Annotated in this window: 24 protein-coding genes; 12 read left to right on the top strand and 12 right to left on the bottom strand. The window is 45.5% G+C overall.

The annotated features are described in order from the left end of the window. The first annotated feature begins 50 nt into the window (after positions 1-50). Complete coding sequence (locus HW988_RS08525; RefSeq protein ID WP_181607203.1) at positions 51-1,514, top strand: glycosyltransferase family 39 protein; 1,464 nt, start codon at positions 51-53, stop codon at positions 1,512-1,514. Between the two features lie 4 nt (positions 1,515-1,518). Here the strand turns inward: HW988_RS08525 and HW988_RS08520 are convergent, their stop codons facing one another. Beyond that, positions 1,519-2,676: an acyltransferase gene (locus tag HW988_RS08520; RefSeq protein WP_181607201.1), complete on the bottom strand. Its 1,158-nt coding sequence runs from the start codon at positions 2,674-2,676 to the stop codon at positions 1,519-1,521. A 178-nt stretch (positions 2,677-2,854) separates the two neighbouring features. Between HW988_RS08520 and HW988_RS08515 the strand changes: the two genes are divergently transcribed. Together HW988_RS08515 and HW988_RS08510 are read left to right on the top strand one after the other, a co-directional pair. Then, positions 2,855-3,565 carry a glycosyltransferase gene (locus HW988_RS08515; RefSeq protein WP_181607199.1) on the top strand — a complete coding sequence of 237 codons (711 nt, stop codon included), beginning with the start codon at positions 2,855-2,857 and terminating at the stop codon, positions 3,563-3,565. Between the two features lie 438 nt (positions 3,566-4,003). Further along, positions 4,004-4,309: a helix-turn-helix transcriptional regulator gene (locus HW988_RS08510; protein ID WP_181607198.1), complete on the top strand. Its 306-nt coding sequence runs from the start codon at positions 4,004-4,006 to the stop codon at positions 4,307-4,309. Positions 4,310-4,386: 77 nt separating this feature from the next. Here HW988_RS08510 and HW988_RS08505 read toward each other — a convergent pair whose 3' ends face one another. The 5 genes from HW988_RS08505 to HW988_RS08485 are packed head-to-tail and all read right to left on the bottom strand — an operon-like array spanning position 4,387 to position 8,636. Continuing rightward, positions 4,387-5,388, bottom strand: coding sequence for an NAD-dependent epimerase/dehydratase family protein (locus HW988_RS08505; protein WP_181607196.1), 1,002 nt, complete (start codon positions 5,386-5,388; stop codon positions 4,387-4,389). Continuing rightward, complete coding sequence (locus tag HW988_RS08500; RefSeq protein ID WP_142700052.1) at positions 5,385-5,690, bottom strand: hypothetical protein; 306 nt, start codon at positions 5,688-5,690, stop codon at positions 5,385-5,387. Before HW988_RS08500 ends, HW988_RS08505 begins: the two co-directional genes overlap by 4 nt. Before the next feature lie 41 nt (positions 5,691-5,731). Next, on the bottom strand, positions 5,732-6,418 hold the full coding sequence (locus HW988_RS08495; RefSeq protein ID WP_220128834.1) for a hypothetical protein: 687 nt from the start codon (positions 6,416-6,418) through the stop codon (positions 5,732-5,734). After that, entirely contained in the window at positions 6,415-7,815 is a 1,401-nt protein-coding gene (locus tag HW988_RS08490; RefSeq protein ID WP_181607192.1) for a glycosyltransferase, read from the bottom strand. The genes HW988_RS08495 and HW988_RS08490 overlap by 4 nt, the downstream gene beginning before the upstream one ends. After that, positions 7,815-8,636 (bottom strand): hypothetical protein, encoded by an 822-nt coding sequence (locus tag HW988_RS08485; RefSeq protein WP_181607190.1) that lies wholly within the window; start codon positions 8,634-8,636, stop codon positions 7,815-7,817. The genes HW988_RS08490 and HW988_RS08485 overlap by 1 nt, the downstream gene beginning before the upstream one ends. 200 nt (positions 8,637-8,836) lie before the next feature. Here HW988_RS08485 and HW988_RS08480 point away from each other — a divergent pair, with 200 nt between their 5' ends. Both HW988_RS08480 and HW988_RS08475 read left to right on the top strand, forming a co-directional pair. Beyond that, complete coding sequence (locus tag HW988_RS08480) at positions 8,837-9,211, top strand: hypothetical protein (protein WP_181607189.1); 375 nt, start codon at positions 8,837-8,839, stop codon at positions 9,209-9,211. Positions 9,212-9,256: 45 nt separating this feature from the next. Further along, on the top strand, positions 9,257-10,138 hold the full coding sequence (locus HW988_RS08475) for an HNH endonuclease (RefSeq protein WP_181607187.1): 882 nt from the start codon (positions 9,257-9,259) through the stop codon (positions 10,136-10,138). Positions 10,139-10,373: 235 nt separating this feature from the next. Here the strand turns inward: HW988_RS08475 and pstB are convergent, their stop codons facing one another. The 4 genes from pstB to HW988_RS08455 form a co-directional block, all read right to left on the bottom strand. Further along, on the bottom strand, positions 10,374-11,147 hold the full coding sequence (gene pstB, locus HW988_RS08470; RefSeq protein ID WP_142700047.1) for a phosphate ABC transporter ATP-binding protein PstB: 774 nt from the start codon (positions 11,145-11,147) through the stop codon (positions 10,374-10,376). An 81-nt stretch (positions 11,148-11,228) separates the two neighbouring features. Next, complete coding sequence (gene pstA / locus HW988_RS08465; RefSeq protein ID WP_142700046.1) at positions 11,229-12,146, bottom strand: phosphate ABC transporter permease PstA; 918 nt, start codon at positions 12,144-12,146, stop codon at positions 11,229-11,231. Next, positions 12,147-13,022: a phosphate ABC transporter permease subunit PstC gene (gene pstC, locus HW988_RS08460; protein WP_181607680.1), complete on the bottom strand. Its 876-nt coding sequence runs from the start codon at positions 13,020-13,022 to the stop codon at positions 12,147-12,149. Positions 13,023-13,096: 74 nt separating this feature from the next. Next, positions 13,097-14,113, bottom strand: coding sequence for a PstS family phosphate ABC transporter substrate-binding protein (locus HW988_RS08455; protein ID WP_181607185.1), 1,017 nt, complete (start codon positions 14,111-14,113; stop codon positions 13,097-13,099). A 131-nt stretch (positions 14,114-14,244) separates the two neighbouring features. On the opposite strand from HW988_RS08455, the gene HW988_RS08450 reads away from it, so the two are divergent. Next, positions 14,245-15,738: a PAS domain-containing protein gene (locus tag HW988_RS08450; protein WP_255490279.1), complete on the top strand. Its 1,494-nt coding sequence runs from the start codon at positions 14,245-14,247 to the stop codon at positions 15,736-15,738. A gap of 1 nt (position 15,739) precedes the next feature. On the opposite strand, the gene HW988_RS08445 is transcribed toward HW988_RS08450, so the two are convergent. Beyond that, entirely contained in the window at positions 15,740-16,330 is a 591-nt protein-coding gene (locus tag HW988_RS08445; protein ID WP_181607182.1) for a histidine phosphatase family protein, read from the bottom strand. Positions 16,331-16,384: 54 nt separating this feature from the next. Between HW988_RS08445 and HW988_RS08440 the strand changes: the two genes are divergently transcribed. Next, positions 16,385-17,110 carry an EI24 domain-containing protein gene (locus HW988_RS08440; RefSeq protein ID WP_181607181.1) on the top strand — a complete coding sequence of 242 codons (726 nt, stop codon included), beginning with the start codon at positions 16,385-16,387 and terminating at the stop codon, positions 17,108-17,110. Between the two features lie 25 nt (positions 17,111-17,135). Next, positions 17,136-17,615 carry a Fur family transcriptional regulator gene (locus HW988_RS08435; protein WP_255490278.1) on the top strand — a complete coding sequence of 160 codons (480 nt, stop codon included), beginning with the start codon at positions 17,136-17,138 and terminating at the stop codon, positions 17,613-17,615. Between the two features lie 34 nt (positions 17,616-17,649). Here HW988_RS08435 and HW988_RS08430 read toward each other — a convergent pair whose 3' ends face one another. Further along, entirely contained in the window at positions 17,650-20,034 is a 2,385-nt protein-coding gene (locus HW988_RS08430; protein WP_181607179.1) for a fatty acid cis/trans isomerase, read from the bottom strand. Here HW988_RS08430 and HW988_RS08425 point away from each other — a divergent pair. From HW988_RS08425 to xdhC, 4 genes are all read left to right on the top strand, one after another. Next, complete coding sequence (locus tag HW988_RS08425) at positions 20,033-20,551, top strand: hypothetical protein (RefSeq protein WP_142700040.1); 519 nt, start codon at positions 20,033-20,035, stop codon at positions 20,549-20,551. The two genes, HW988_RS08430 and HW988_RS08425, sit on opposite strands and share 2 nt — an antisense overlap. Before the next feature lie 126 nt (positions 20,552-20,677). After that, a complete protein-coding gene (locus HW988_RS08420; protein ID WP_181607178.1) occupies positions 20,678-22,156 on the top strand; it encodes a xanthine dehydrogenase small subunit in 1,479 nt (492 codons plus the stop codon). Further along, positions 22,147-24,480: a xanthine dehydrogenase molybdopterin binding subunit gene (locus HW988_RS08415; protein WP_181607177.1), complete on the top strand. Its 2,334-nt coding sequence runs from the start codon at positions 22,147-22,149 to the stop codon at positions 24,478-24,480. The genes HW988_RS08420 and HW988_RS08415 overlap by 10 nt, the downstream gene beginning before the upstream one ends. Then, positions 24,467-25,270 carry a xanthine dehydrogenase accessory protein XdhC gene (gene xdhC / locus HW988_RS08410; protein WP_181607176.1) on the top strand — a complete coding sequence of 268 codons (804 nt, stop codon included), beginning with the start codon at positions 24,467-24,469 and terminating at the stop codon, positions 25,268-25,270. Before HW988_RS08415 ends, xdhC begins: the two co-directional genes overlap by 14 nt. The last annotated feature ends 4 nt before the right edge of the window (positions 25,271-25,274 follow it).

The following is a 25,274-nucleotide window of genomic DNA, read 5'->3' as shown; positions in this document are numbered from 1 at the left end:
GCGCCCGTTCTGACTTGGCTTGTCCGAACTTAGCGTGCTTAAATGACGGCATGACAGAGAGTAAAAACAGTCTTCGCACGTTCTTATATATTGTTACTGGTGTTTTTTTATTGGTTTTTGCGAAGAACTGGGAGCCCGGCATTGGTGTCAGCAGCACCACTTATGGAGCTTTAGCTAAAAACATTCTGTCGACTGGAAATCTGTTTCATTTCAATTTAGGCCCGGGACTTTATGATCCCTTTGTGGATCACCCGCCCTTGGCATTGTGGCTTGATGCTTTGGTCTTTAAGTTTTTTGGAATTTCGGCACAAACAATCCGTCTGGTTTCTTCCATTTCCGGAATCCTGGCAATTGCGGCGATGTTTGGCGCTGTAAAAAACCTTAGCAACGAACGCCATGCTGTTTTTACTTATTTAATCATCATTCCTGTAACGACATTTTTTAATTTTATGGCGAGTGGTTGGCTGGATATGCCCATGGTGGCTTTCACCCTTGGCGGATTTTATTTTGCAACTTTGGCGGAACGTAAAAATCGCAGCCTTTGCGTTTTCCTGGCGGGACTATCGCTATCTTGTGCCGTTTTGACCAAAGGAGCAGGTGCCTTAGGAACGATTCCGGTTGGGCTTTTCATTCTGATTTATAATTTCAAAACACCGAAGGCCTTAGCTTCGTTTGCGGTGGGGATTCTTGCTCCCCTGTCGCTTTTTACATTCTTTCATTATCAGCAAGAGGGTTTCATTTTTTGGTCCGCTTATTTGAAACGTCAATTTGGTCAAAACGTGGTTCAGCAGTCTGCGCACGAGCCATTTTGGTATTTCCGCGCGACTTGGGAAAGAGCGGCCATTCTTTTATTACTGTTCCCTTTCGCCATTAGAAAACTTTGGCAAGATCAGCGCCCTTTGTGCATTCTGATTCTGGGTCAGTTGCTTATTCATATTGCGGTTTATTCAACAAGTGCCCGTCACTATGACCAATACACCTTGCCGATTTACCCTTGGCTTGCGATCACAGCGGGCTATTTCCTGGCGACAAAATTTGCAAATGCCAACTCCCTTAAAATTTCCAAAGTTTTAGCCAGCATTGCTTTATTCTTTTTCGTCGCAGTCGATCTGCTACCGATTCGCGTTCACTCTGGAAATGAAGTTCCTTTCAGAGCTTTTATGCCCGCGATGGGTTCATTTAGTAAAGTTCAGGAAATATACTTCCCAAGCACTATCGAAGATCAGGATATGTGGGAAATTACGGGGTCATTCATTTCCTGGTATTTGGATAAAACGCCAGTTCGCGTGGAACCGAGTCAATTCAAAGAGACTTTAAGACAGCATCCGGAGGTTTTAGCGATCGTTGAAACGAAGGCGTTTAACGAACTTTCATTTAAAAAAGAAGATGGCGATATTCACCATAAATGCCTGTGGAATGAAGAATTGATCCTCCTTGCGACTGAAGAACAATGTCCTTCGTCGGTACAAAGCTATCGTCCGATTGAGGCGAAAAAGCAGACCTTTACAAGATAGGAAATTAAGTCGCCGGCGATGGAGCTGATGCAGGAACCGGCGTGGGAATCAGTCGCACAGGTCTTTTCTTAAATTTTAGAAGCTGACTACGGATAACATGATTAATCGGCTCTTCGATCAGAGCGAATACCACAATCGAAACCAAAATAGTCACACCGAAAGTTTCAGCGACGGTCAGATCATTGCCGTCACAAATGTTCTGTAGCGGCCCCTGTTGAAGTAAATAAAACGCATAGGAACTTTTACCCAAAAGACTGAACAATCGAGTGGAAAGCAATTTTGAAAACAGGCTCGACTCTGTCGCCAGTCCATAAATCAGCAACACGATAAAAACCACCGAGAACCAATTATTCAGGAAAATCCCTTGAGGGCTGAAAATACCCAGTCCATCGGATCTTTCCTGCCCTACTAGCGCCAACAAGTACAAAGTCAGCATCACACCGGCAACACCTATATAGGTTGCAAGCGGCAGTTTGCAGGAACGAACGGATTTACGCGCTGAAAGAAACATCGATAGCCCGATGCCCGCAAAGAACTCAAAGGCTCGACCAAAGAAACTCCACTCTAAGGTGAAGTAGATATCTTCGAAGAAGCCCAACCAATTAAGTTGAGAACCGATAACCGTTAGCAAACCGCCGACGCAATAAGTGGCACCCAAAGCCAATGCCAGACGTCGCCAGCCCTTGGCGAAAAAGAAAATAATTGGAGCACAGAAGTAAAAGGTCTCTTCCGTTGTTAAGGACCAAGCCTGAGCAACGCCGGTGAAGATGACATCGTTAAAGAAACCCTTTAACATTGTCAGATTAATAAAGAGATCAAAAGGCTCGTAGTTATTCGCATACACAAACGTCGCAATACAAACCACAAAGTACAGAGGATAGATTCTGGCAAAACGTCTGCCGAAATAAACAAAGAGGCCTTCTTCAGAAAGTCGGCGCGTAAGTCCATAGGTCTGATGAATTAAGAAGCCACTAAGAACAAAAAAGATCGCCACACCCAAGTAACCCTGAGTAAGCATCGAAGAAAGTGTCGGAGAAACATCTTCAAGGACGGGATAATGACGAGTGAAAACCAGATAAGCCGCAAGTGCACGCAAACCCGTTAACGCCGGGTACTTTGCCGCACTGAAAAAGCTTTTTTTAAAGAATTCAATCGTCTTCATTTCTTACTCTCGAAAGATGCCGAATATAGATGAACTTTTGGTAATTTCCAAACCTCACGCAGACTGCTGCAGCGCGTAGGGAACGTCTTTGCGGGAACGATCTTCTGGCCCCTCACTACCCAATGCGTTGAAATAGGTCTGACGTGTGGTAGCATAATTTAACAACCATCGAGAGCCCATGATTGCACTGATTGTTCCTTGCTATAACGAAGAAAAGCGTCTGCACATTGAAAACTTTATCCAGCACCACGATCTGGGTATTGATTTTTTCTTTGTCGACGATGGCAGCAAGGACAAAACCGCGGAAATCATCGAACAGGCCTCACAAAAGCATACCTTTATCCATCTGGTGCGCATGGATAAAAATCGCGGCAAAGCGGAAGCTGTTCGCCATGGAATGCTGGAAGTTTATAAAAAACTGAGCTGGGATGACAGATCGTGGATTGGATTTTGGGATGCCGATTTAGCGACGCCGCTTTCTGAAATCCCCAAGATGCTTCAGTATTCCAATCTTTATGAAAATGTAGACTCCATCTGGTGCAGCCGCGTTTATCGCCTGGGTGCTGATGTGAAAAGATCTCCGCTTCGTCACTATCTGGGGCGCGGCTTTGCAACTTTGGTGGGTGAGCTTTTGCACGTGAAAAGTTACGACACTCAATGTGGTGCTAAATTATTCAGACCCTCGATTGTCCCCGTGGCCTTTAAAGAAACATTCATTGGCAAATGGGTTTTTGACGTAGAGATCTTATTACGGCTTAAAAATCACAACGTCGTTGAATATCCCGTCACCATCTGGAGAGACGTTCCGGGGTCTAAAGTTAAAATCAGTCGGGAAATTTTCCGTGTGTTCTGGGAAATTTTAAAGATTCGCAAAAAATATATTAAATAACGGCTTAGGTCGATCCATATAAATCAGCTTAATCATTTTATCCTGTTCGATCCGAGTTAAGGTCAAGGTCCTACTCGGAAACTCGTTATATTGCTTTTAAACCAGGCCTTTTACATGAAGCCCTCTCTCCACTTGACATCCCAAACGAAGTACGGCAAATTACCGTACAGGAAGACGCTCGTGAAAGTACGTATTTCCAAATTTGCAGAGAAGCAAATTAAGAAAATTCCTTTGTATATCAAAGAGGCCTATTTTATTGGGCAAAGTCGATTGAACTTATAGGATTAAGCGAGACTCGAAAACTCCCAGGATATCATGATGAGCCACTGAAAGGCTCACGCAAAGGACAGCGCTCGGTAAGACTTAATCGCTCCTATCGAGCAATTTACGTCGAAGCAGAATCTGGCATCGAAATTGTTGTTATTGAGGTGGTCAATCATGAGTACTAAAAGTCTTACGAAATTACTTGAGAAAGATGTCGGTCCTCTTTCTTTTGGAGGATTTCTGCGTTCTGCAAGAACGAGTAAGGATCTCACTCAAACAGAAATGGCGAAACTTCTTGCAATCTCTAAAAGCACTCTTTGCGACATTGAAAAAGGCCGGCAAAACGTAAGTATTGAGCTTGCTGCAAAAATAGCAAAAAGATGCGGCCTTTCCGAAATCCTCGCTGTCGAGTGTGTCATTCAGGATGCGCTTAAGCGCGCAGGACTAAAAATGGCCATAACTGTTCGTAAGTCATCTTAACGAGGGGCCGCTATGGTAGAATTCATTTTCCCCTGCGGTTCCGCAGAGCATCGTTTTATATTTGGGGAGATGGGCATTCAGGCGAAGTACTGCTTATACCAGTCTGCGGTTTTCTGAATACTCACTTCCACGGAAACATGCGGCTGCCACGACAACTGATTGAGTGCTTTTTCACTGTTTAATAAACCGTGAGTGGAGCCTTTAGACGCCAGTGTAAATTCCTTCACTGAGGAATTACGATACTGCGCTTTAAAAATTTCGGTAGCTTGCCCCACAGACATTTGGTGAGAAGTTCCAACACCTAAGTTCCACGCCCCTGATAATTTTGGCCCCTGCTCTAGCAAACCCTGAGCAAGCGTCCTCAATGCTGACACAGCATCATCCACATGCATCCACGGACGAATAGAATCAGGATTTTTTAAAGGCAAATCCAAGCCTGCTTGATTTGCCTGAGCTAACTGCCAGATGAAACTCTCGGGGGAAAAATCTCCTCCGCCGATCGCGGATCCCATGCGGGCCGAAGCGAGAGCAATTTTATGCTTATTGTATTTCTCAGGCGCAAATACGCCTTGAAGGTAAGATTCGAGAATCAAATCAACGCAGGCCTTTGCCGTCGCAGCGGGAGCTCCCCCGGCCAGAGGATCGCTTTCGACGAGTTCTGTTTTTGAAGGACGATATACTTTATCAGAGGATAAAAACACGACCGCGCGAACTGTGGCTGTCTCTCGCAGACATTCAAGTAAGTTCACAGAGCCCATAACTTGGGAGGAATAAGTTTCAGAAACTTTATCCCAGGAATCCCGTAAACCGCCGCCTCCGGCCAAATGAAAAACCACTTCGGCTTGAGAAAATTCCAGGGAAGCTTTTAAAGCTGTGCCGTCGCGCACGTCTCCAAAGGTGGAGCTCATGCCTTGGCCGACATTGGCCACTTCGAAAAAATTCGGATTGGTAGAAGGACTTAAAGAAAATCCAAAAACTTCGGCACCCGCTTTTTTTAAAGCAAGTGCCAGGTGGCTGCCGCGAAAGCCCGTGTGACCGGTGATAAAAACTTTGCGACCCCGCCAGAAATCAGAACTCATCCACGAAGCCCTTGCTCAACACCTTCTGCACGATGCGTGGGATGAACCCACAGCGTTTCATGACCTTCGTAGTTCCAGTAAAAGCCGACAGGATCCGTGTCGTGAATGGCTACGCGCAATTGACCTTTGCCTTCAGTTGCTTTCATTTTTAAAAGCGTCTGGGACAAAGAGGTTTTATTCAGAACGCCGTTGCCTGAGGTTGGCAGACAGTTTTCTTCATACATTCTTGCCAGCAAAGATAGCTCGACCAAGTTATAAACAGAATCACGGATAAAATATTTGTCTGAGTGAAATGATGTCATGCCTTTATTCTAAAAAAGGACAGGACCAGGTCAAGGCCAATTCAGTTGGGGCCAGCGACTTGCTGTGGTTTTAAGGTTTTAACCCGCATTGGACTGCCCACAAATTCGGTGAGCAATGCCTGAAAGACATTTCCGAAGTTGACATCGGCCATATAAAAATGGTTTTTTGCGCGCACCACATAAGGACTTAGCTCCCGCCCTCGGGTGCGGCTTTCCGCCATGATTTCAATTCGCACCTCGTTGGTTGGCACTATTTCAGGCTGCATGGAAAGTCCCTCCTCATCACAGCGAACCGAACGTCCCATATAAAAATAGGCACAAGACTGGTTACGCACTTTCGAGAGGGATCCAATATAGCGAAGGCCGAGCTTTTTATTTAACTGCTCCCCCAAATACCATATATTATATCCCATCCATACCACGTGCTTTTCCGCCGCCAGATAGTCTTCCACCAGACGGCGCGGAACTTGATTATCAAATTCGGTATTCACGATAAAAGTGGCCTGACAACGTTCTATGGTTCCAGCTTCATAGTCAGCCATGGGAATCATATGGCTTTGAAATTCGGGAAAATGCGCGAGGGAGCTGCGCATGCCACTGAGTACTTTTGCGTTATCATAAATCACGGAAATACATCTTTCGCCGGATGGACTTGAAAGCTTAAGCCCCGCAAGAGTCGCGAAGGCCGCCATCAAAATCAACATCGAAGCGAAGATATATTTCGTCATTTGACTTGAACCTCGACCTCGGACAGCTCCATTCCAAAATGGGCCGGCATCTGGTGTTCAGTTTTAATCCACACCGGTCTCTTTCCTGTTTTAACACTTTCCCTATACTGCAAATGCGCTTTCAATGACGCCAGAACATTTACAGCATTCGCCACCAGCCAGCGAACCGGAACCATGGCGGCCTGACTGAAATCATTCACGCGATTCACGGCAGACATTCTTTGCATGATTCGTAAAAACATCGCGAGCGCATTAAAAGACAAAAGCACCGAGAAAAAATCCGTGCGTAAAAGAGGTGGAATTTCACCGTCCACCATTTGCAATGAGATCATCCCCAAAAGTACGACCAGTGATAAAACAGTCAGTACACTGCATGCAGGACCTTTTCGATCACGCAGTAAAAAATAGCGATCCGTTAATCCACCTGACCACTGCAGATTTGCAAGCCCCTGATAGGCGATGCCTAAGGTCCAACGGGATTTTTGACGAACGCTGGCCGTGAACTTATTCGGAAAATACTCGCGTGTCGCGATGAATTCTCTGCCGCCATTTTCATCGACCAACTGAGCACAGACAAATCTCGATTTAAAACCCATAGGCTTTGCAGTGATTCCTAAGTGATAGTCCTCGGTCAAAGTGTCTTCCTTCATCAATTGGCCCTCTTGACGAAGCATCATGGCCTTGACGAATTCACGAGAAATACACGTTCCCACGCCGGCCGATGGAATTGCTGCACCGAGAGCCTGCCGCACTAAAAGATCTTTGGTGTGGGACTCACTGAACTCATCAATGTACACTCCCCCAACCAAGGAGGTTTTTGGAACATCAAACGAGAACACCGGAATTTGAATAAAGTCGGCCTCGCGGCTGAAATAATTCAAAAGCGAAAAAGCATGGGGATGCAAAACGTCTTCGGAGTCTTGCAGCAAGAACAGATCCATTCTTTTACCCGTCTGTTTTTCTGATTCCAGAATTTGGCGGGCGATCTCGTTCAGCATTTGTCCTTTAGAAGTGGGTCCTGGTTCTGAATTCACAACCACCGTTACTTTATCAGGATAGAGCTTTTCTAAGCGAGCGGCTTCTTCCCAAGTTGCGGTGTCATTAGGGTAAACCCCCAAAAAGAATTTATAGTTATGATAATCAATACCTCGGATATTTCCACGAATCATGGGACCGATGACTTCGGCCTCTTTCCAGTTTGCGATCATAATGGCGATGGATTTTTGATCCATTTGCTTCATCAGCTGCAAAGTCTGTTTTGAAATCGCCAGTGGACGAAGACGTTTAATTAAGGCAATCAGATCGATAAAAAGATCATCCAAAATAAAAACGCTGGTCGCGATGACGACGGAATATGTAAGAGTTGAAAATAGATCTGCTAGTCCCACGTTCTCCATTAGAACTGGCCTCCCAATGTTACTAAGCCTTCAATTTCTCCACTGGAGACATGTTTTGGAAACGGATGGTAAATAAGCGCGCTGACGTTCCAGGCTTTTTCAGTCCAGGTTGAACGTCCCCCGGCGCGCCACTCTGTCATCGTCGGCCCCAAGTCTTCACTGTTGCTGACACGCTGATAACCTTCACCATAGGCATCCAGGGAAAGCTTTGCATGGGGGAACCAACGATATCCCTGCTTGATCCAAGCCAAAGTCACTGGTGTGCGATCCAAGCGAGGAACAAAGGCTGACTCGAGATATCCCTCGGTAAAGTTTTTCGTCATTCCCCACATTAAAATATCGCCGGCGCTAAATACCAGACGCGGGTCCCATGTTGTCTGGCGCGGTTCATCGTTCATTCCCGTCACCGTGCGATAACCGACTTGGGCATTGAGTTTCACTCCTGGTACAAATTGAAACTGCAACCCCACATTGGGATTAAAAGTATTGTCGTAATATTTTTCGCTCGCACCGGGTGATTGATACTGAATATTGGCGCCGATATAGGCAGAAACGCCGACCGAGCCCAGTTCCGTTACCGGCAGATAATAACGAAGGCGTGAATCCGTTACGAAGTCATAGTCGTAGTAATAGCTGTTTTCAGAATAAAAATCGAAAAAGCCTTTTTTCAGAATCGTAGTGGATGAATCCATGGGCATGGAAATAGTTGCGGGTACATCCGGGGCCGCAGCCTCTGCACTTCCACCTTGAGATTGCGCCATCACTGACTGTGTTAAACCGACAAGTGCCATCACCATGAAGGCCACTTTTATCTGATGCATTTCATTCTCCGAGTTGGTTGGAAATTTGAAAGTTCCGACGAAAAATGAGGTTAAAAGAAGCCATTTCTAAAGAGGAGTTACGAACGTGAAAGTCCGAATCACTTGCTGGAATACAAAATTCTTAGCAACCCTCATTGTTGGGCGCTGCATCGAAACGGCGCGTATATCTATTATCATTTGTTAGGCGTAAGCTTCATGACATGAGTGAAAAAATTAATATCGAATCAAATGTAATGGATGAGCGCCGCACATCCGGTGAACTGGAAATCAAAGTCTTTAATCAAGCTGATAAAACTCGTACGGCTTTAAAAAAACTCGCACTGTGGTGGGGATTATCTTTGATCTCAGTTCTTTTGCCAGTTGTTCACTTTGTTTTAGTGCCACTGTTTTTCTTTTTAGGATTTTTCTTTGCCTGGAAGGGCTTTAAGTCCGAAGGACAAGTCTTGGATGGCAGGACCACTTGCCCTCATTGTGGCAACCCTGTCAACGTCGGAAAAGGTGAACTCAACTGGCCCGTCACCGAGATTTGCCAAAGCTGTGCACGCGTAGTACGAATGGAAAAAAAGGAAGCTTAATCTGGCACGGCTCTCGCACTACTGACTTTAAAAAAGGTGGTGCTTATGGATATCCATGCAATGTGCGATGACGAGGTCGAATCTCGGCTAAAGTATTTGGCGGGCAAAGAACGGGAACTTTTGCAATTAGTTCTCACTCATATAAATGAAATTGAGACGCGCAGAATATTTTTAGCACGCGGCCATTCGACAATGTACGAATACCTGACAAAGGAACTCCAATATTCAGGAGCTGCGGCGATGAGAAGGCTTTCAGCTGCTCGCTTGCTTCGGGAAATCCCCGGTATCGCGGGGCAGATCCATAAAGGCTCCGTTAATTTGTCACAACTGTCTGAGCTTTCTCGTGCACTTCGAGAGAAAGAAAAATTAGGCGTAGAGGTTTCAAGGGAGAGGAAAATTGATATTCTTCGCAATGTCCTTGGAAAAAACACTCTAGATACTCAGCGTGAGATCGCACAGGGATTGAATATTAAACTTAAAAAACCAGAACAAGTTCGAATGCAGAAAGACGAGTCTGTCCATCTGGCGATAACATTCACCCGAGCACAACATGAGCTCGTTATAAAAGCTCGTGATAAAGCGGCACATTTAATGACCAACGAAAATGGGAGAGATCATTCATTTTCGTCATTCTTTGAAATCCTGGCAAAAAGCTATCTGTTTGATCGGTTGAGTTTGAAACGCCCAGCAAGAACAAACAAAACCTTGACCGTAAAAACAAGGAATATGGTTTTGACCCGGGACCAGAGCTGTCAGTACATAGATCCAAAAACAGGAAAAAAATGTGAAAGCACTTATGGCCTGGAAGCTGATCATCGGGTTCCCCGATGGGCAGGAGGAAATCATGAACTTAACAACTTGCAGGCGTTTTGCTCGGCTCATAATAAGTTCAAATATCAGATTGAGAGTGGAATAAAGAAACATTGAAGAAGGAGCAATCTGAGGGTGCCGATCCGGGGACTGAGGGTAAGCTCATTCGTGAGCATCAGCCTCCGATAATCACTTTGTAATGTTATTTCCGCTGCGGTTCCGCATTGCGCCAACGGACAGATAAAAGTCGATCCTATTTTTTTTCACAAGAAGCATCGATGGCTGGTATTTGGTGCGCCATGGAGTTCCTTTTTTATTCATAAAAAAAGGAAGCTTAAAGCTTCCTTTTTCATTAGCCAAAACGGCCAGTGATGTAATTTTCTGTCTTTTGATCTTTAGGATTTGTAAAGACCTGATCACTTCCACCGAATTCAATCAAATCACCCAGGTACATAAACGCCGTATAATCTGAAACACGGGCTGCCTGATGCAGACTGTGAGTGACGATGGCGATCGTCACGTCTTTACGAAGCTCTTGAATAAGTTCTTCGATGTGACGAGTGGAAATCGGATCCAGGGCTGAAGTTGGTTCATCTAGTAGCAAGATTTCTGGCTCTGTTGCTAATGCGCGAGCGATGCACAGACGTTGCTGCTGACCGCCGGATAATGCCGTTGCTGAAGAACTCAAGCGATCTTTAACTTCCGTCCAAAGACCGGCTTGTTGAAGGGACTTTTCAACGCGCTCTTCGATGAAGGCTTTCTTTTTCACACCGCGAACTTTTAGACCGTAAGCCACGTTTTCGTAAATGCTTTTTGGAAACGGATTTGGTTTTTGAAAAACCATCCCGATACGCATGCGCACTTCCATCGGATCAATGTCTTTACCCAGGATGTTGATGCCATCAGGGTGTAGCGTGATTTCACCTTGATAGTGAGCATTGGCGTACAAGTCATGCATGCGGTTAAAACAGCGAAGAAGCGTCGTCTTACCGCAACCGGAAGGTCCAATCAGTGCCGTCACGCGGTTTTCGTAAATGGGCAAAGTAATACCGTTTAAAACCTTTTTCTCTCCATAAGAGAAAACTAGATCTTTCACTTCGGCTCTTAGTACTAATTCGTTACTCATAAAACTTCCTAAACTCTAAAACTAAACTTCTTCGGACATTTTCCTTTGTAAAAACAAATGGAGAAAGTGTGTCCGTACCTTTTACCACTTCATCTTTTTACGGAAGCGTGAACGAAGCCAGATAGCCCCACCATTCATAATCAACGTCATCAACAGGAGCACCACCCCTGTGGCTGCGGCGTTCGTGTGGAACGCGGCTTGAGGACGAGACAACCAGTTAAACATTTGAATCGGCATGACTGTGAACGGATCCATCAGCCATTTAAAATTTAAATAAGGTAAGTGCGTATCCACCGGTGACGTTGGCAAAAATGCGATAAACGTCAAGGCACCGATGGTGATCAAGGGAGCTGTTTCACCGATCGCACGCGAAAGGGAAATAATCACACCAGTTAAAATACCACCCGAAGAGTACGGCAAAATGTGATAGCGGATAGTTTGCCATTTACTGGCACCCATCGCGTAACTTGCTTCACGGATGATATTAGGAATGGATCTGATTGCTTCCCGAGTGGTTACGATGATAATTGGCAACACCAATAATCCTAAAGTTAGACCTGCCGTCAGAATGCTTTGACCTAATTTTAATTTGTAGACAAAAAGTCCCAGCGCCATCAAACCGTAAGTGATAGATGGGATCCCCGCCAGGTTCACGATATTGAGTTCAATAAGAGAGGAAACCCAGTTCTTTTTGGCGTACTCTTCAAGGTAAACGGCGGCCGCCACTCCCAAGGGAATCGCACAGAATGCCGTGGTCAGCATGATACAAAAAGAGCCTACCCACGCAGACAAAATCCCTGCTTTTTCCGGGAAACGTGATGGGAAGTTTGTGAAGAAATCAAAGTTGATACGCGGAACACCTGTCATCGCCAGATCGACAATCAACGCAAGCAACGTCACCAAGGCAAACAACAAAGCCAATAGTCCCGCCAGCGCAAAGAAAAAATCCCACAGCTGACGACGTTTAATATTGGCAAGAAGGTCTTGTCTGGATTCCATCTATTCCTTCTCCTGAAACTTTTTACGAAGCCACAAGCCAATCACGTTAAAGCACAAAGTTAAGCACAGAAGACTTAATCCCGCGACATAGATCGACTGATATCCAATCGATCCGTGCGGAAGATCTCCCAGACTGACTTGCACGATAAAGGCTGTGATGGTAGCTGAGGGCTCAAGAGGATTTAAAGTTAGATTTGGCTGCATGCCGGCTGCGATCGCAACGACCATCGTCTCGCCCAGCGCGCGGGAAATCCCCAGGATGTAAGCGGAAGTGATCCCCGAGAAAGCCGCAGGAATAACCACACGAAATGCCGTCTGCATACGGGAAGCACCCACTGCAAACGAAGCTTCACGCAAATGCCCAGGTACTGCACGCATGGCATCTTCACTTAAGCTGCTGATGTATGGAATAATCATCACGCCCATCACCAGACCCGCACTTAATACGTTAAAGCCCCCCATGGAAGGGAAAACTTTTTGTAAAAGTGGAGTAACAAACAAAAGTGCGAAGTAACCATAAACGACCGTTGGCACCGCGGCTAATAGCTCTAAAACCGGCTTTAAAACTTCACGCACATTCGGACGTACATATTCACTTAAGAATGCTGCTGCCACTGTTCCCAAGGGAATTGCGATGATCAAGGCGATGATTGTCGTTAAGAACGTGCCGCAAAGAAGGGGCAAAATACCATAATGGGCATTCTCAAATAACGGAGTCCACTCACGGTCTGTCAGGAAATCCCAAATGCTCACGTGCTGGAAAAACGGAATACTTTCTGTAATCAGGATGCCGACAATCCCCAAGGTCACAAAAACAGAGCTTGCCGCCGCCAGGAACAAAACGCCCTCAATCAGGCGTTCCTTCAAGCGGCGCATGCGGCGGACAGGATGGTCCGCAGAGGTAAATTCAGAAAGTTTCTTAAGTTGTTTTTTACTCACGGTGTGACTTCTTACTGTGCGCTTTCACGCTTCATCAGGTCTTCGATCTTAATCCCGATCTCAGTGTGACCACCAAATACGGTTCCCACTTTTTTGATTTTGATATGGTCTTGCCCGATCGCATAAGCAGCACCTGGAAGTGGAACATACTTAACTTCAGGCACGATGGTTGGACATTGTTGCAGAAAGAAATTAGCGAATTCCAAAATTTCCGGCTTAGCTAAAGATTTTGCATTAACGTAAATGAAAACCGGTCTTGAAAGCGGAAAGTACTCCCCGGTTTCAACAGTTTTGCGAGCCGGGATGACGGCTTCCATTTTCTTCGGCGACTTCTCGCCCCCCACAACTGGCACCATGCGAAGTTTTGAAACATTCTCTTCGGCATAGGCTAAAGGAATATATCCCAACGCATTGGGGTCGTTTGCAACTCCCGTGACCAACGTATTATCGTCTTCGCTCGCCGTGTAATCACCGCGGGAAGCTTTGGCTTTACCCACGATCGCTTCCGTGAAGTAATCGAATGTCCCTGAATCTGAACCCGCACCGTAAAGTTTCATTTTTTCTTTCGGCCAAGCTGGATTCACATCAGACCACAGCATCACTTTGCCCTGTGCTGTTGGTTGCCACATTTTTTTAAGCTCTTCGACTGTGATGGATTTAAGCCATGTGTTTTTAGGACTGACGATAATGGCTGTCGCATCATACGCAATCGGAAGCTCGATAAACGTCACACCTTTTGCACGACACTTTTCAATTTCAGCGGTTTGAATCGGACGAGAGGCATTTTGAATATCCGTTTCACCACGGCAGAATTTTTTAAAACCACCCCCGGTACCGGAGATTCCCACTGTCACACGGACTTTACCGCGCTTGGAAGTTTGATACTCCTCGGCCATGGCTTCAGTAATTGGGAACACAGTGCTGGATCCATCAATACGAATCACTGGCACTTGAGCGTGCGCGCGCGAACTAAAAATCAAAGATGCTGCAAATATAAGCAAAGCTGACAGTAACTGAAGGTATTTCATACACTTTCCCATTCGAACGGAATCTAGCACGGGGTATTTTTTGTGTATTGTTAAGGTTTGATTATGATTTAGCCATTTTGCGTTATGAGGTGGTTCAAGCTATCATTTTAAGCCATATGGCTGAAGAAATTTTGAAGAATCAAAAAAATCTTGTGGAGCAGGTTTTCGAATTCCTGCCGAGTGCGGTCTATCTGTTTGATTTACAAGCAGGAACCATGGCGTGGTTTAACGAAAATGTCGCCAGTCGCTTTGGTTGGACTCAAGAACAGCTTCGAGCCATGGGCCAAAATTATTGGCCCACAGTGATGCATCCTGACGATTTGGGAACACTGGAGAAAACCCGTGATTATGTTTTAAACAAAATGGTCGATGGCCAAGTCATGCACTTTGAGTATCGCTTTAAAGATGTATGGGGGCAGTATCATTGGATTGATGATCGTATCTCTGTTTTTAAGCGCGATGATAAAGGTGTTCCGATCAGCGTTGTCGGAATTGCAGCGGTCATTGACGATCAAAAAGCACACGAAATGCAGCTTTCGCAAACTTTGGAGAAACTAAATCTCTCGTTGTCAGCTGCAAAGATGGCGACATTTGAGTACGACCCGGTGGGCCCGATTGGTGTTTGGGACAAACGCATGTTTGAGCTTCACGGAGAAGAACCCAATGACGATCCTTTAGAGACCTTCCGACGTCGGGTATTGCCGGAAGACCGTGAGCCTTCCTATACATCATTTATGGATGCTTATAATCGCAACGATCCCGAAATCTATGTTCGCTATCGAGTTCGCCACGATGATGGCTCGGTTCATCACATCAACATGTATGGCCGAAAACAAGAATCACAGATGGGCACTCGATTTTATGGCGTAGCCTGGGATTCAACACGTGAAATTCAAAACGAAACACAAATTGCGGAAACCCAAGCGAAAATGATTTCCGCAGCGAAAATGGCAGCACTTGGTGAAATGTCCGGGGGCATCGCTCACGAAATCAACAACCCTTTGACCGTTATTCAGGCGCGTTCCTTTCAACTGGCTCAAATGGTGGAGCAAGGAAAACTAGATCCTGAAAAAATAAAACAGGCCGCTGAAAGCATCAGCAAGACCGCCGATAAAATCGCTAGAATCATTAAATCCTTACGTTCCTTTTCCCGTGAAGGCGAACAAGATCCGTTTGAGTTTGTTTCGGCCAAAGCGATGGTTGAAGAAACTTTGGAATTCTGTAAAACGCGTTTTTACAATTACGGTGTGGAACTTGAAGTTTCCCCTATCGACGAAGATTTCGAAATCGAATGCCGTGTTATTCAAGTGGAGCAAGTGCTTTTAAACCTTTTAAATAACTCATTCGATGCAGCACAAAAGTCAGAGGAAAAATGGATCCGTGTCGACGCGGTCGAGTATGGAGACTATATCGATATTCGCGTGGTCGACTCCGGACCAAGAATCCCTGATGATGTGGCTGAAAAAATCATGCAACCCTTTTTCACAACCAAGGAACTTGGTAAAGGAACCGGTTTGGGACTAAGCATTTCCTCGGGGATTATGAAAAATCACAAAGGAAGTCTGTTTTTGGACCGCGGTGCCGCGAACACCACTTTCGTGATGCGACTTCCACGACTGCAGTAAATTAAAGTTTAAATTCGAAGCCTGCTTCCGGGCTCCATTCGATTCTGTAAACGACACAGTTTGGAATCGGCAGGGGCTCTTGTAAATCAGGACGAAGCGAGTGCAAAAATCTTTTCAGCATCAATCCATGAGTGCAAAGACCGGCAACAGTGAAGTCTTCGCCTTCACAGAAATCTAATAAGCCCTTTTTAAATCGCTCAACAGCTTCAACACCTGACTCCCCGTTTAGATACGTAAAATCAAAATGTTTGGTTTCATGAGAGGTCCATCGTTTCCAGTTGTCTTCGCCGTGTTTCTCTAGGATTTCATCTTGAGACATACCTTCAGCATCTCCTAGAAATACTTCGCGGAAATTTTCAGAGAAAAATGTGGGCGCATTGAGGGTTTCATTGGCAATAGCAGCTGTCTGCTGTGCGCGGGAAAGATCACTGCTTGCCATGATTTCAACCGGGTTTTCGCTGAAAAAACTTTGCAGGCATTGTGCCTGCCTGCGGCCTTCCTCATTCAAAGGAATATCGGAATGTCCTTGGAGTCTGCGCACCAGATTCCAGTCAGTTTGTCCGTGTCTGAAAAGATAAATCGTTTTTCTCATGATCGACTCATTGAAACACTTGCAAGCTGAATTTAAAAGAGGAAAAATGTTTTCATGCACAAGATAATCAAAACTTTCAGACAGTCTTTTGAATCCTTGTTTAGCTCCCGCCTTTTGCTTCTGACATTCTTACCTCCCATTCTTGCCGTCATCGCGGTTTTTGCTGTTTTCTTTTTTTTCTGGGGCAGTTGGACAGTGGGGCTTGAAGGTTTCTTACAGGGATTGTGGCCCTTTCAATGGATTCATAATTTCACGGGGGCAGAGGGTTACATTGATGCGATTGCGGCAATTTTGTTAGTGCTGCTTTTTGTACCTGCGTGCTTTTTGTCGGCTCTTATTCTCGTTTCGATTTTTGTCTTACCACTGGCTTTAAAATGGATTGCTGAAAAAGATTTCCCTCACCTTGAGAAAAAACGTGGTGGCACTTTTATTGGAAGTCTTTGGAATACTCTGTATGCGACGGCTTTATTTATTTTTTGGTTCACAGTGACTTTGCCGCTGTGGTTGCTGCCTATGGGGCCGGTCCTGGTGCCGTTAAGTCTGACTTCCTGGCTCAACAAAAGGGTCTTTTTGTACGACGTTTTACAGGATTATGCGAGCGAGGAAGAACGCCAGTTGATTGAGGAAAAAGAGGGAAAAGCTCTTTTTGGCATGGGCCTGATCCTGGGGTTTTGCGCCTATATTCCGTTTGCTTTGTTCTTTATTCCCGTCTTCGCAGCCATCTGCTACACCTATTACGCATTAAACGCACTTACAGTGCTGAGATCTAAGAAAACCTAAGTATATTCACAACACCGGGCTGGCTTTGTGGACACAAATCAGCTATCTTGGCCCGGTGAATAAATGCAGTCAGGAACGTAAAAATATCGATATCGATACTCTTGAAGAAAGAGTGCGCAAAGCGGGCATGAAACTGACCCAGCAACGCAGTCAGATGCTTAAAATTCTTTTGCATCATCCTGAACCTATTTCTGCGGACGAGATCTTTAAAAAACTGGGCGGCAAAGACGCCGGTGTAGATCTGGTTACAATTTATCGCATTCTAAAAAAATTCGAAGAGACTTTGCTCGTTTCACGTTTGGAGTTTGGCGACGGCGTGGCTCGTTTTGAGCTGACACTGGAATCGGGCCATCATCATCATCACGTGATTTGCCGTAACTGCCAGCGCGTGGAACCTTTGCATATCTGCGATTTGGATCAGCACATCCAAATGGTGGAGAAAATGGGTTACAAACAAGTCTCTCACCGCTTGGATTTTTTCGGGCTGTGTTCTAAGTGCCAGTAGTTCTGCAGCGCATACAGAAACAGGACCTGGCACCCTAGAGGGAGTAGCGGGTTAGGTCGATGTAGCCGGCGTTTATTCTGTCGTAATCCAGATACACTTTTTGTAGTTCATCGTAGGCACTCCAGAAATGAGGATTTTGTCGACGCACTCCCCACTTGTCTACCAGGGCTTCATAGCCTTGTTCATTTTTTATACGCGTGATGAAAGATGTAAATGCCGGCAATTCCTTTTCTGGCACTTGGAAAATCATATTCGGATAATAAGCCCAGTAACCCTCTCGCACAGTGAGAGTATCTTCTTTCGGAGACATGCGTAAGGACTCGGCTGTGATCCAAGAGACATTTTCATGCTCTTTATTATGAATGAGTGAAAAGACTCGAGTTTGGTCTTTTCCTTTAACCATCACAAAGGCCACATCAGGAAAATAGCGCGCAAAGGGAGAGCTGCTTTCTGCAGCGATGGAAGATATTTTCCGGAATTCTTTGTTGAGTCCCGTGGCATTTACTTTAAGACCTGAACTTGCTGGCGGAGTGACTTTCTTCCAGTTAATGTCATCAATCTCACCTCGCACTTTTTCATTCATACGATAAAAAAGTATTTTTTCAACCATTTGCCGCTTGGTTTGCGTGCCCTTGGTGAAGCGAACTCCCGTGGGCTCCCCAGCCCCTACCGGAGGAAAAATATATTCCATTTTTGCGCTAGTCAAAATTCCTTGATACCAGGTGCGACGGTATTGAAGTCGCTCTTCGGGAGGTAAAAATCTTAAGAACAACTCTTCGGCCTCCATTCGAATCATATCCATGTATACTCGAGTCAGAAGCTGGTGCCCGAGATTTCCGAAAACATCAAAATTCACGACCAGGTTATAAACCAATCTTTCAAAAAGTGGATAATCCAGAACGAAAACAGTTTTTGAAAGATCACCAACCGCCCCCTTCATCACCACGGCATTTTGGTCATGACGGAAAATAGTCAATGCGGCGTTATTATTTTTCTCATCACCATTCCAGATATCATTCAGGGTATAACCGTCTGGACGATTTTTAATAAGCTCTTTACTGCGAAGCAGTCGATAGGCCTCACGATAATCAGTGATACGTTTTAAGTCTATTGGCGCCGACGTAAACTCCACATCAGAGCCAAATTTTCCAGGGAGTGCCAACAGAGGGGCGGCTTGCTTTTCATAGTCCCTGGAAAGAACCATATTGTCAGAATCAGGATTTAAGAAAAACGTATAGAACTGCTCTTGAATGGAATTAACAGCCATGGTGCCATTACATACAGGCCCTTTAATAAAGGTCGCAACGTGGTATTGAGCATCGTCAAGTAAAAACTGATAACGAAGCTTCACAGGAATATCTTGAAAGGCGACGAAAGGATTTTCCGCCACTCCGGATTCATAGGACGGCAAGGTTTGCACATCCCACTTTTGATCAAATAGCTCTTTAAAGCGCGCCAGCTTTTGGTGGGATAATTCGTAAGGTAAATGCGTTTTTGAAACGATCGTGCCCGGAAATTTCACGAAACAGTAATAAAATTTTTTAACGCCCGGATCGTCATTGGGTCTGCGCGTGGCAATTTCGTCGGGTTTATTACACGGATTTTTAGAACGAATCAGGCGTAAAAATGTTCGCGGTTCCTCTGGAAAGTAAATGTGGGCCAAGAAAAGATGTTCGAAAAGATAACGACTGACCAGTTTTTGCTTCAGTTCATTTTGATTGAAATACTTTTCCCAAATTTCCACCTGAGGCTGCAGTTTCGTAGGAATGGAATGGGCTTTTTTATCCGCATCCATACTTGGCCCCGGGGCCCCTTTGGAAATCCAAGCTTTGATAGTTTCAAGCTCCCCTTCGTGCAAAGCCGGCAGACCATAAGGCATCCCCAGCTGCGGTTGGGCCGATTTCATGGCATTTAACTCTTCGCTGTTGGCTGCGCAGACTTGGCTCTCATGCACCTGCGCTTTAACAGAAGACGTATTAATTGCTCGCAAATTCAGCACTTGAAAAAAGATATTTTTCTCAGGTTCGATGGAATTATGAACCGTGAAAAACCCCTTCGCACGCCACTCTTTGGTGGATTTTGCATCGATCCAGATGCGCGAGGGCTCAACGCTCTTACTGCGAGTGCCATCATAGACGTTGAATTTATTTGCTCCCCGGGCAAAGCCATCAAAGTTTTGAAGATTCAGCTGACAAGGGGCATTGAAACAGCTGTGACAAGCCAGGCAGCGATTGTCAAAAAGGGGCTGAATTTTGTGAGTGAAAAGGTCTTCAGAAAGCGTCTCTGCGGCCAATGCCCCAGTGTAAAAGCAGAAGCCCAGCGTCGTAAACAGCATCATAACTAATGTCTTAAAGAATTGCATCGTGCCGATCTCCCCTGTATCCTCTGCCATAGTAAACACAAGTAAGAGGAATAGCATGGAAAAAATCCCATTTGAAGTTGTACAAGATTCTATCGACGTGATCTGCGGCATGACCACTGAAGCAGATTTGGAAAAAGCGTCCGAGCACCTATTTGACGTGCAACCAGATTTGGGTGGGTTTTTCATGGAATTCATCGAAGACATGTCTGAGAGCGCTCAAGACTTGGGTTTCATGATGGCGTTGATCTTGAACCGCGCCTTTGAAGAAAAATATAAAAAACTTCGCCCGATCACTGAAGATGAAGTTGTGGCTCGTTTTGAAAAAGCAGAACCAGAAATGGAATCTTACCTGCAAATGAACGACGAGATGATCACGCAAATTCAAGAGCGCGCAAAAGCCGAAGGCCAACCTGAGCTTGTAAACTATATGATCGAAGAGCTTTTCATGTCTCCAGATTTGGAACCAGCCCTTGAGCAAGATGAACAAATTCACCTGTTCATGGTTTGCAAATTCTTTGCTGATTGCTTGAATGAAGTGGCTAAAGAAACTGCGACAGATATCGTTCGCCACTAATTTAGTCCCCACTATTGCAATAAATTAAAAAAGGCTCTCCCATGGAGGGCCTTTTTCTTTACGCTCTGCCTCGTTAGATACTTCAGACTACTTGCTACCTCACAAAATCCATGAGACGCCTATAGGATGGGTCAAATAGCAAAAAGAAATCATCTTATAGTAAACGTCAATGGCGAGACGATAAAAGTCTCCGGCGAAGAGGCTTTTCAGCCCCTTGCTCAATTCTTACGTAATACTCTTCATAAGCCCGGAACGAAGGTTGTTTGCGCTGAAGGCGACTGCGGGGCCTGCACCGTTGTCACTGCGACTTTACGTCAAGACGGTTGGACTCCCTTGCGCGCAATTAATTCCTGTATCGCTCCCGTTTATCTTTTTGATCTTTCTTGCATCGTGACTGTTGAAGGCATGAAGCATGCGGAGTCTTTAAGTGAAGTGCAAAATAAAATGCGCGAATTCCATGGGGGCCAGTGTGGCTTTTGTACACCGGGAATGGTGTGCTCGATGGCTCAACTGGCAGAGGACTGCAAAGAGTCCAAACAAGAAGTCACCGAGAAAAAGGCACGCAATTACCTGACTGGAAATTTATGTCGTTGCACGGGCTATGAGCCGATCTTAAAAGCAGCAACGAATTTGGATTTAAATAAATGGGAGTCTTTGACGACCCGCTATTTAACTTCAGCCTTAACGACTCACTTCCAATCTGAAATCGACGCTGGAGTTGAGATTACTTCCGAAAATAAAAAACTTTATATGCCTGCGACGCTGTCTGAGGCCTTGCAGATTAAAGCTATGTCCAAACAAGTGCGCTTGGTCGCTGGCGCCACAGATCTGGGTGTTTTAGTAAATAAGGCTAGAACCTTTTTGCAGGAGATTTTGGTTCTTAATAAAATTTCAGGCGTCCATACAGTTAACGGCTCGACCCATGGAATCTTGATTGGCGCCATGGCTTCACTGACCGATGTTGAGAATTTTGTTAAATCCGCTCACCCGGAACTAAAACGTCTTTTGCATATCTTTGCATCTCCGCAGATCAAAAACCAGGGCACGTTGCTGGGCAATATTCTGAATGGCTCCCCGATTGGTGATAGTATTCCGGCACTGATGGTGTTGGATGCGGAAATCCAACTGCAGTCGACTCGTGGCGCACGCACGGTAAAACTAAATGACTACTACCAGGGCTATAAGGTCTTTGATAAAGCAGAAGATGAAATCGCCACAGGCATTTTCGTTCCAACCCTTAAAGGCAACTATCTGCATCGCTATTTCAAAGTTTCGTTGCGTAAAGATTTGGATATTTCCGCGGTTACTTGTGCTGTGGTTTTAAAGTTAGATGGATCTCATATTTCTGAAGCTCGTGTCGCGATGGGGGGCGTGGGCCCTACCGTTACGCGTATGCCTTCCGTTGAAGCTCATTTTCTCGGCAAATCCTTTAACGAAATGACCTTTGCTGCGGCGGGGGCTTTGGCTTCCGGATCGATTAAGCCGATTTCAGATCTGCGCGCCAGTGCCGAGTATCGCCACCTGGTGACGGAAAATCTGTTTAAAAAATGTTTCCATGAAATGAAGACCGAGTTGTCGTCACCACTGGAGGTTTTATGTCCATAGGAAAAAACATCCCGCATGATTCCTCTTTAGGCCATGTCAGTGGCACCAGTGTTTTTATTGATGATCGACTTATGCAACACGGAGAGGTCTTGGTCCTGCCCGTGGGTGTGCCTGCTGCGGCGGGAACACTTAAAGCCATCCATTATGAAAAAGCTTTGAAATCCCCGGGAGTTCTTGCGGCTTTTACAGCTAAGGATTTGCATCACAATACCTGGGGCACGATCGTCGTCGAGCAACCTATTTTGGTTGAAAGCAAAATTGGTTATTACGAAGAGCCGGCAATGATTTTGGTCGGAACAAATTACGACCAACTTTTACAAGCCCGTCAGTTGATCACTTTTGATATTGAAAACGCCGATGCGGTTTTAACCATTGATGCTGGTATTGAAAAGAAAGATTTCATGTATCACGCGGGACCGATGAAATGCGGCGACGTGGATACAGCGATGACTTCAGCGCCCCACAGATTAAGTGGAATTTTTGAGTGTGGTGGCCAGGAGCATTTCTATTTGGAATCTCAGGCTTGTATCGCTTACCCATTAGAGGATGGCCAGATCGAAGTTCATTCCAGTTCTCAACATCCCACGGAAACTCAACATCTGGTGGCGGAAGCCTTGGGACTTTCACTTCATCAAGTCGTCTGCGTGGTGAAACGCATGGGTGGAGGCTTTGGTGGCAAGGAAAGTCAGGCCGCTCCTTTTGCAGCAATGGCTGCTTTAGTCGCGCAAAAAATGAATCGTCCTGCGCGCTTAATATTGTCAAAAGACGACGACATGGCGATGACTGGCAAACGTCATCCGTTTAAAAACTTTTGGGATGTGGCTTTTGATGACCAAGGAATGATCTTGGGACTTAAATGTCATCTTTATGCGGATGGTGGAGCCTATGCCGATCTGTCTAGTTCTATTTTAGATCGCGCTTTGTTTCACATCGATGGCGCTTACTATTTGCCCAATGCTTTCATTGAAGGTCATGTCGTTCGCACCAACATGTACTCTAATACCGCCTTCCGTGGTTTCGGTGGTCCGCAAGGAACGATGACCATTGAAAGCATTATTGAGGAAATGGCCGCTCACTTAAAGATTGATGCCCTGTTAATTCGCGAGAGAAATTGTTACCAGGAACACACTCGCAATACCACTCACTATGGACAAAAGCTTGAAAACACTCCCCTCACAGAGCTCTTCACTCGTCTGCGTAAAGACTGTGATTACGATAAGAGACGTCTGGCGATTGATGAGTTTAATAAAAACTCTCAAGGGAAAATTCGCGGCCTGTCTGTTTCAGCGACTAAGTTTGGGATTGCCTTTACTGCGCGCTTCTTAAATCAAGGCAACGCTTCGGTGAATGTACACAAAGATGGAACCGTGCAGGTTTCAACGGGTGCGACCGAAATGGGTCAGGGTGTAAACACCAAGATCCAACAAATCGTTGCACACTGCTTTGGAATTCCCGCAGAGCAAGTGCGCGTGATGGCGACCTCGACTGAGAAAAATCACAATACTTCACCGACGGCTGCATCCAGTGGTGCCGATATCAATGGGGCCGCCGCCTTAAAAGCGGCCATGGGGATTCGCAAGCGTTTAGCTTGGGTCTTTCAACAAGTATTGGCCAAGGCTCCGATGGACGATATCGCGGAGTGCCCGGCGTTTGATGAGGCGACTCTTAAATTTGATGACTTTGAATTCAAAGACAGTACCGTCACCCATTTGCCGACTAAGACGCAGCATTCGTGGGTGGAATTGCTTTTAAAAGCTTACTTTAACCGCGTAAGTTTGGGTGAGTATGCTCACTTTAAAACCGAAGGTTTGGGTTATTCCAAAGCCACGGGCAAAGGCACACCTTTTAAGTATTTCACGAATGGGGTCGCAGCAACTGAAGTTGAGATCGATACCTATACTGGCGAATACAAAATGCTTCGCACGGATATCTTGATGGATTTGGGGAGACCTTTAAATCCCGGTATTGATCGCGGGCAAGTGACCGGTGCTTTTGTGCAAGGCATGGGCTGGGTCACTTCTGAAAAGCTTTACCACAATAAAGACGGAAGACTATTAAGCCATTCGCCAACGACTTATAAAATTCCGAATGTGCAAGATACGCCTCGCGTATTTAATGTCGAATTCATCGAGAACAATGGAAATACGGCAAATATTCACGGCTCTAAGGCTGTGGGCGAGCCACCATTTTTGTTGGGAATTAGTGCTTGGACCGCGATTAAGGATGCTCTTCGCTATAAAGCTCAGGGGAAAATCCCGCAGATCATTTCACCAGCTACTCCAGAAGTGGTTTTGATGGAGCTTTCACGCTATGACCGGGCCTAATTTTGAAACCTTCCTGAGCGCTTATAAAAAACTGCAAGAAGCAGGAAAAAACTTTGTCGCGGTCACCATGGTTAAACAAATTGGGTCTGCTCCTCAGGATGTGGGTGCAAAAGCCCTGGTGAGTCTTGATGGACTGGAGTTTGGTACCGTGGGTGGTGGCAAAGTAGAAGCTGCTGCCATCAAAGAAGCTCAACGTATGATCCGTGAAGACCATAAGAATCACTTTGTGGATTGGAATTTACAAAAAGACATCGGCATGACCTGCGGTGGAGTCGTAAGTTTCTTTTTTGAACTTCATAAATCGCAAAATCCTTTTCATATCGCCGTATTCGGAGCCGGACATATCTCGCAGGAATTTGTTCGAATGCTTTTATTCCTGGACTGCCACGTCACTTGCTTTGATCAACGCGAGGAATGGATTTCCCGCCTGCCCCAATCTTCAAAATTGAAAACTGTGGTGACGGATAAACTGTCAGACGAAGTCGCAAAACTTCCAGACAACTCTTATGTCACACTCATGACCATGGGGCATTCTTCGGATTTACCCGTCTTAGTTGAGGTTATGAAAAATCGCAGTCGCTTTAGTTATGTCGGGAATGTCGGGAGCGATCAGAAGCGAAAACGCCTGGAGAGTGATCTTTTGTCTGCAGGTATTTCTGAAAACCTGCTCAAAGAATTTTACTGTCCTATGGGTGAAACTTTTGGTGGCAATAATCCAGCGGAAATATCCTTTAGTATTGTTGCGCAAATTTTAAAAACCCGAGATGCCATATTAAATTCTAAAAACTAGGAGA

The sequence above is a fragment of the Bdellovibrio sp. KM01 genome (assembly GCF_013752535.1).
Lineage (GTDB): Bacteria > Bdellovibrionota > Bdellovibrionia > Bdellovibrionales > Bdellovibrionaceae > Bdellovibrio.
Note: the sequence above shows the minus strand (reverse complement) of the source record. Positions and strands in the feature narration are given on the sequence as shown.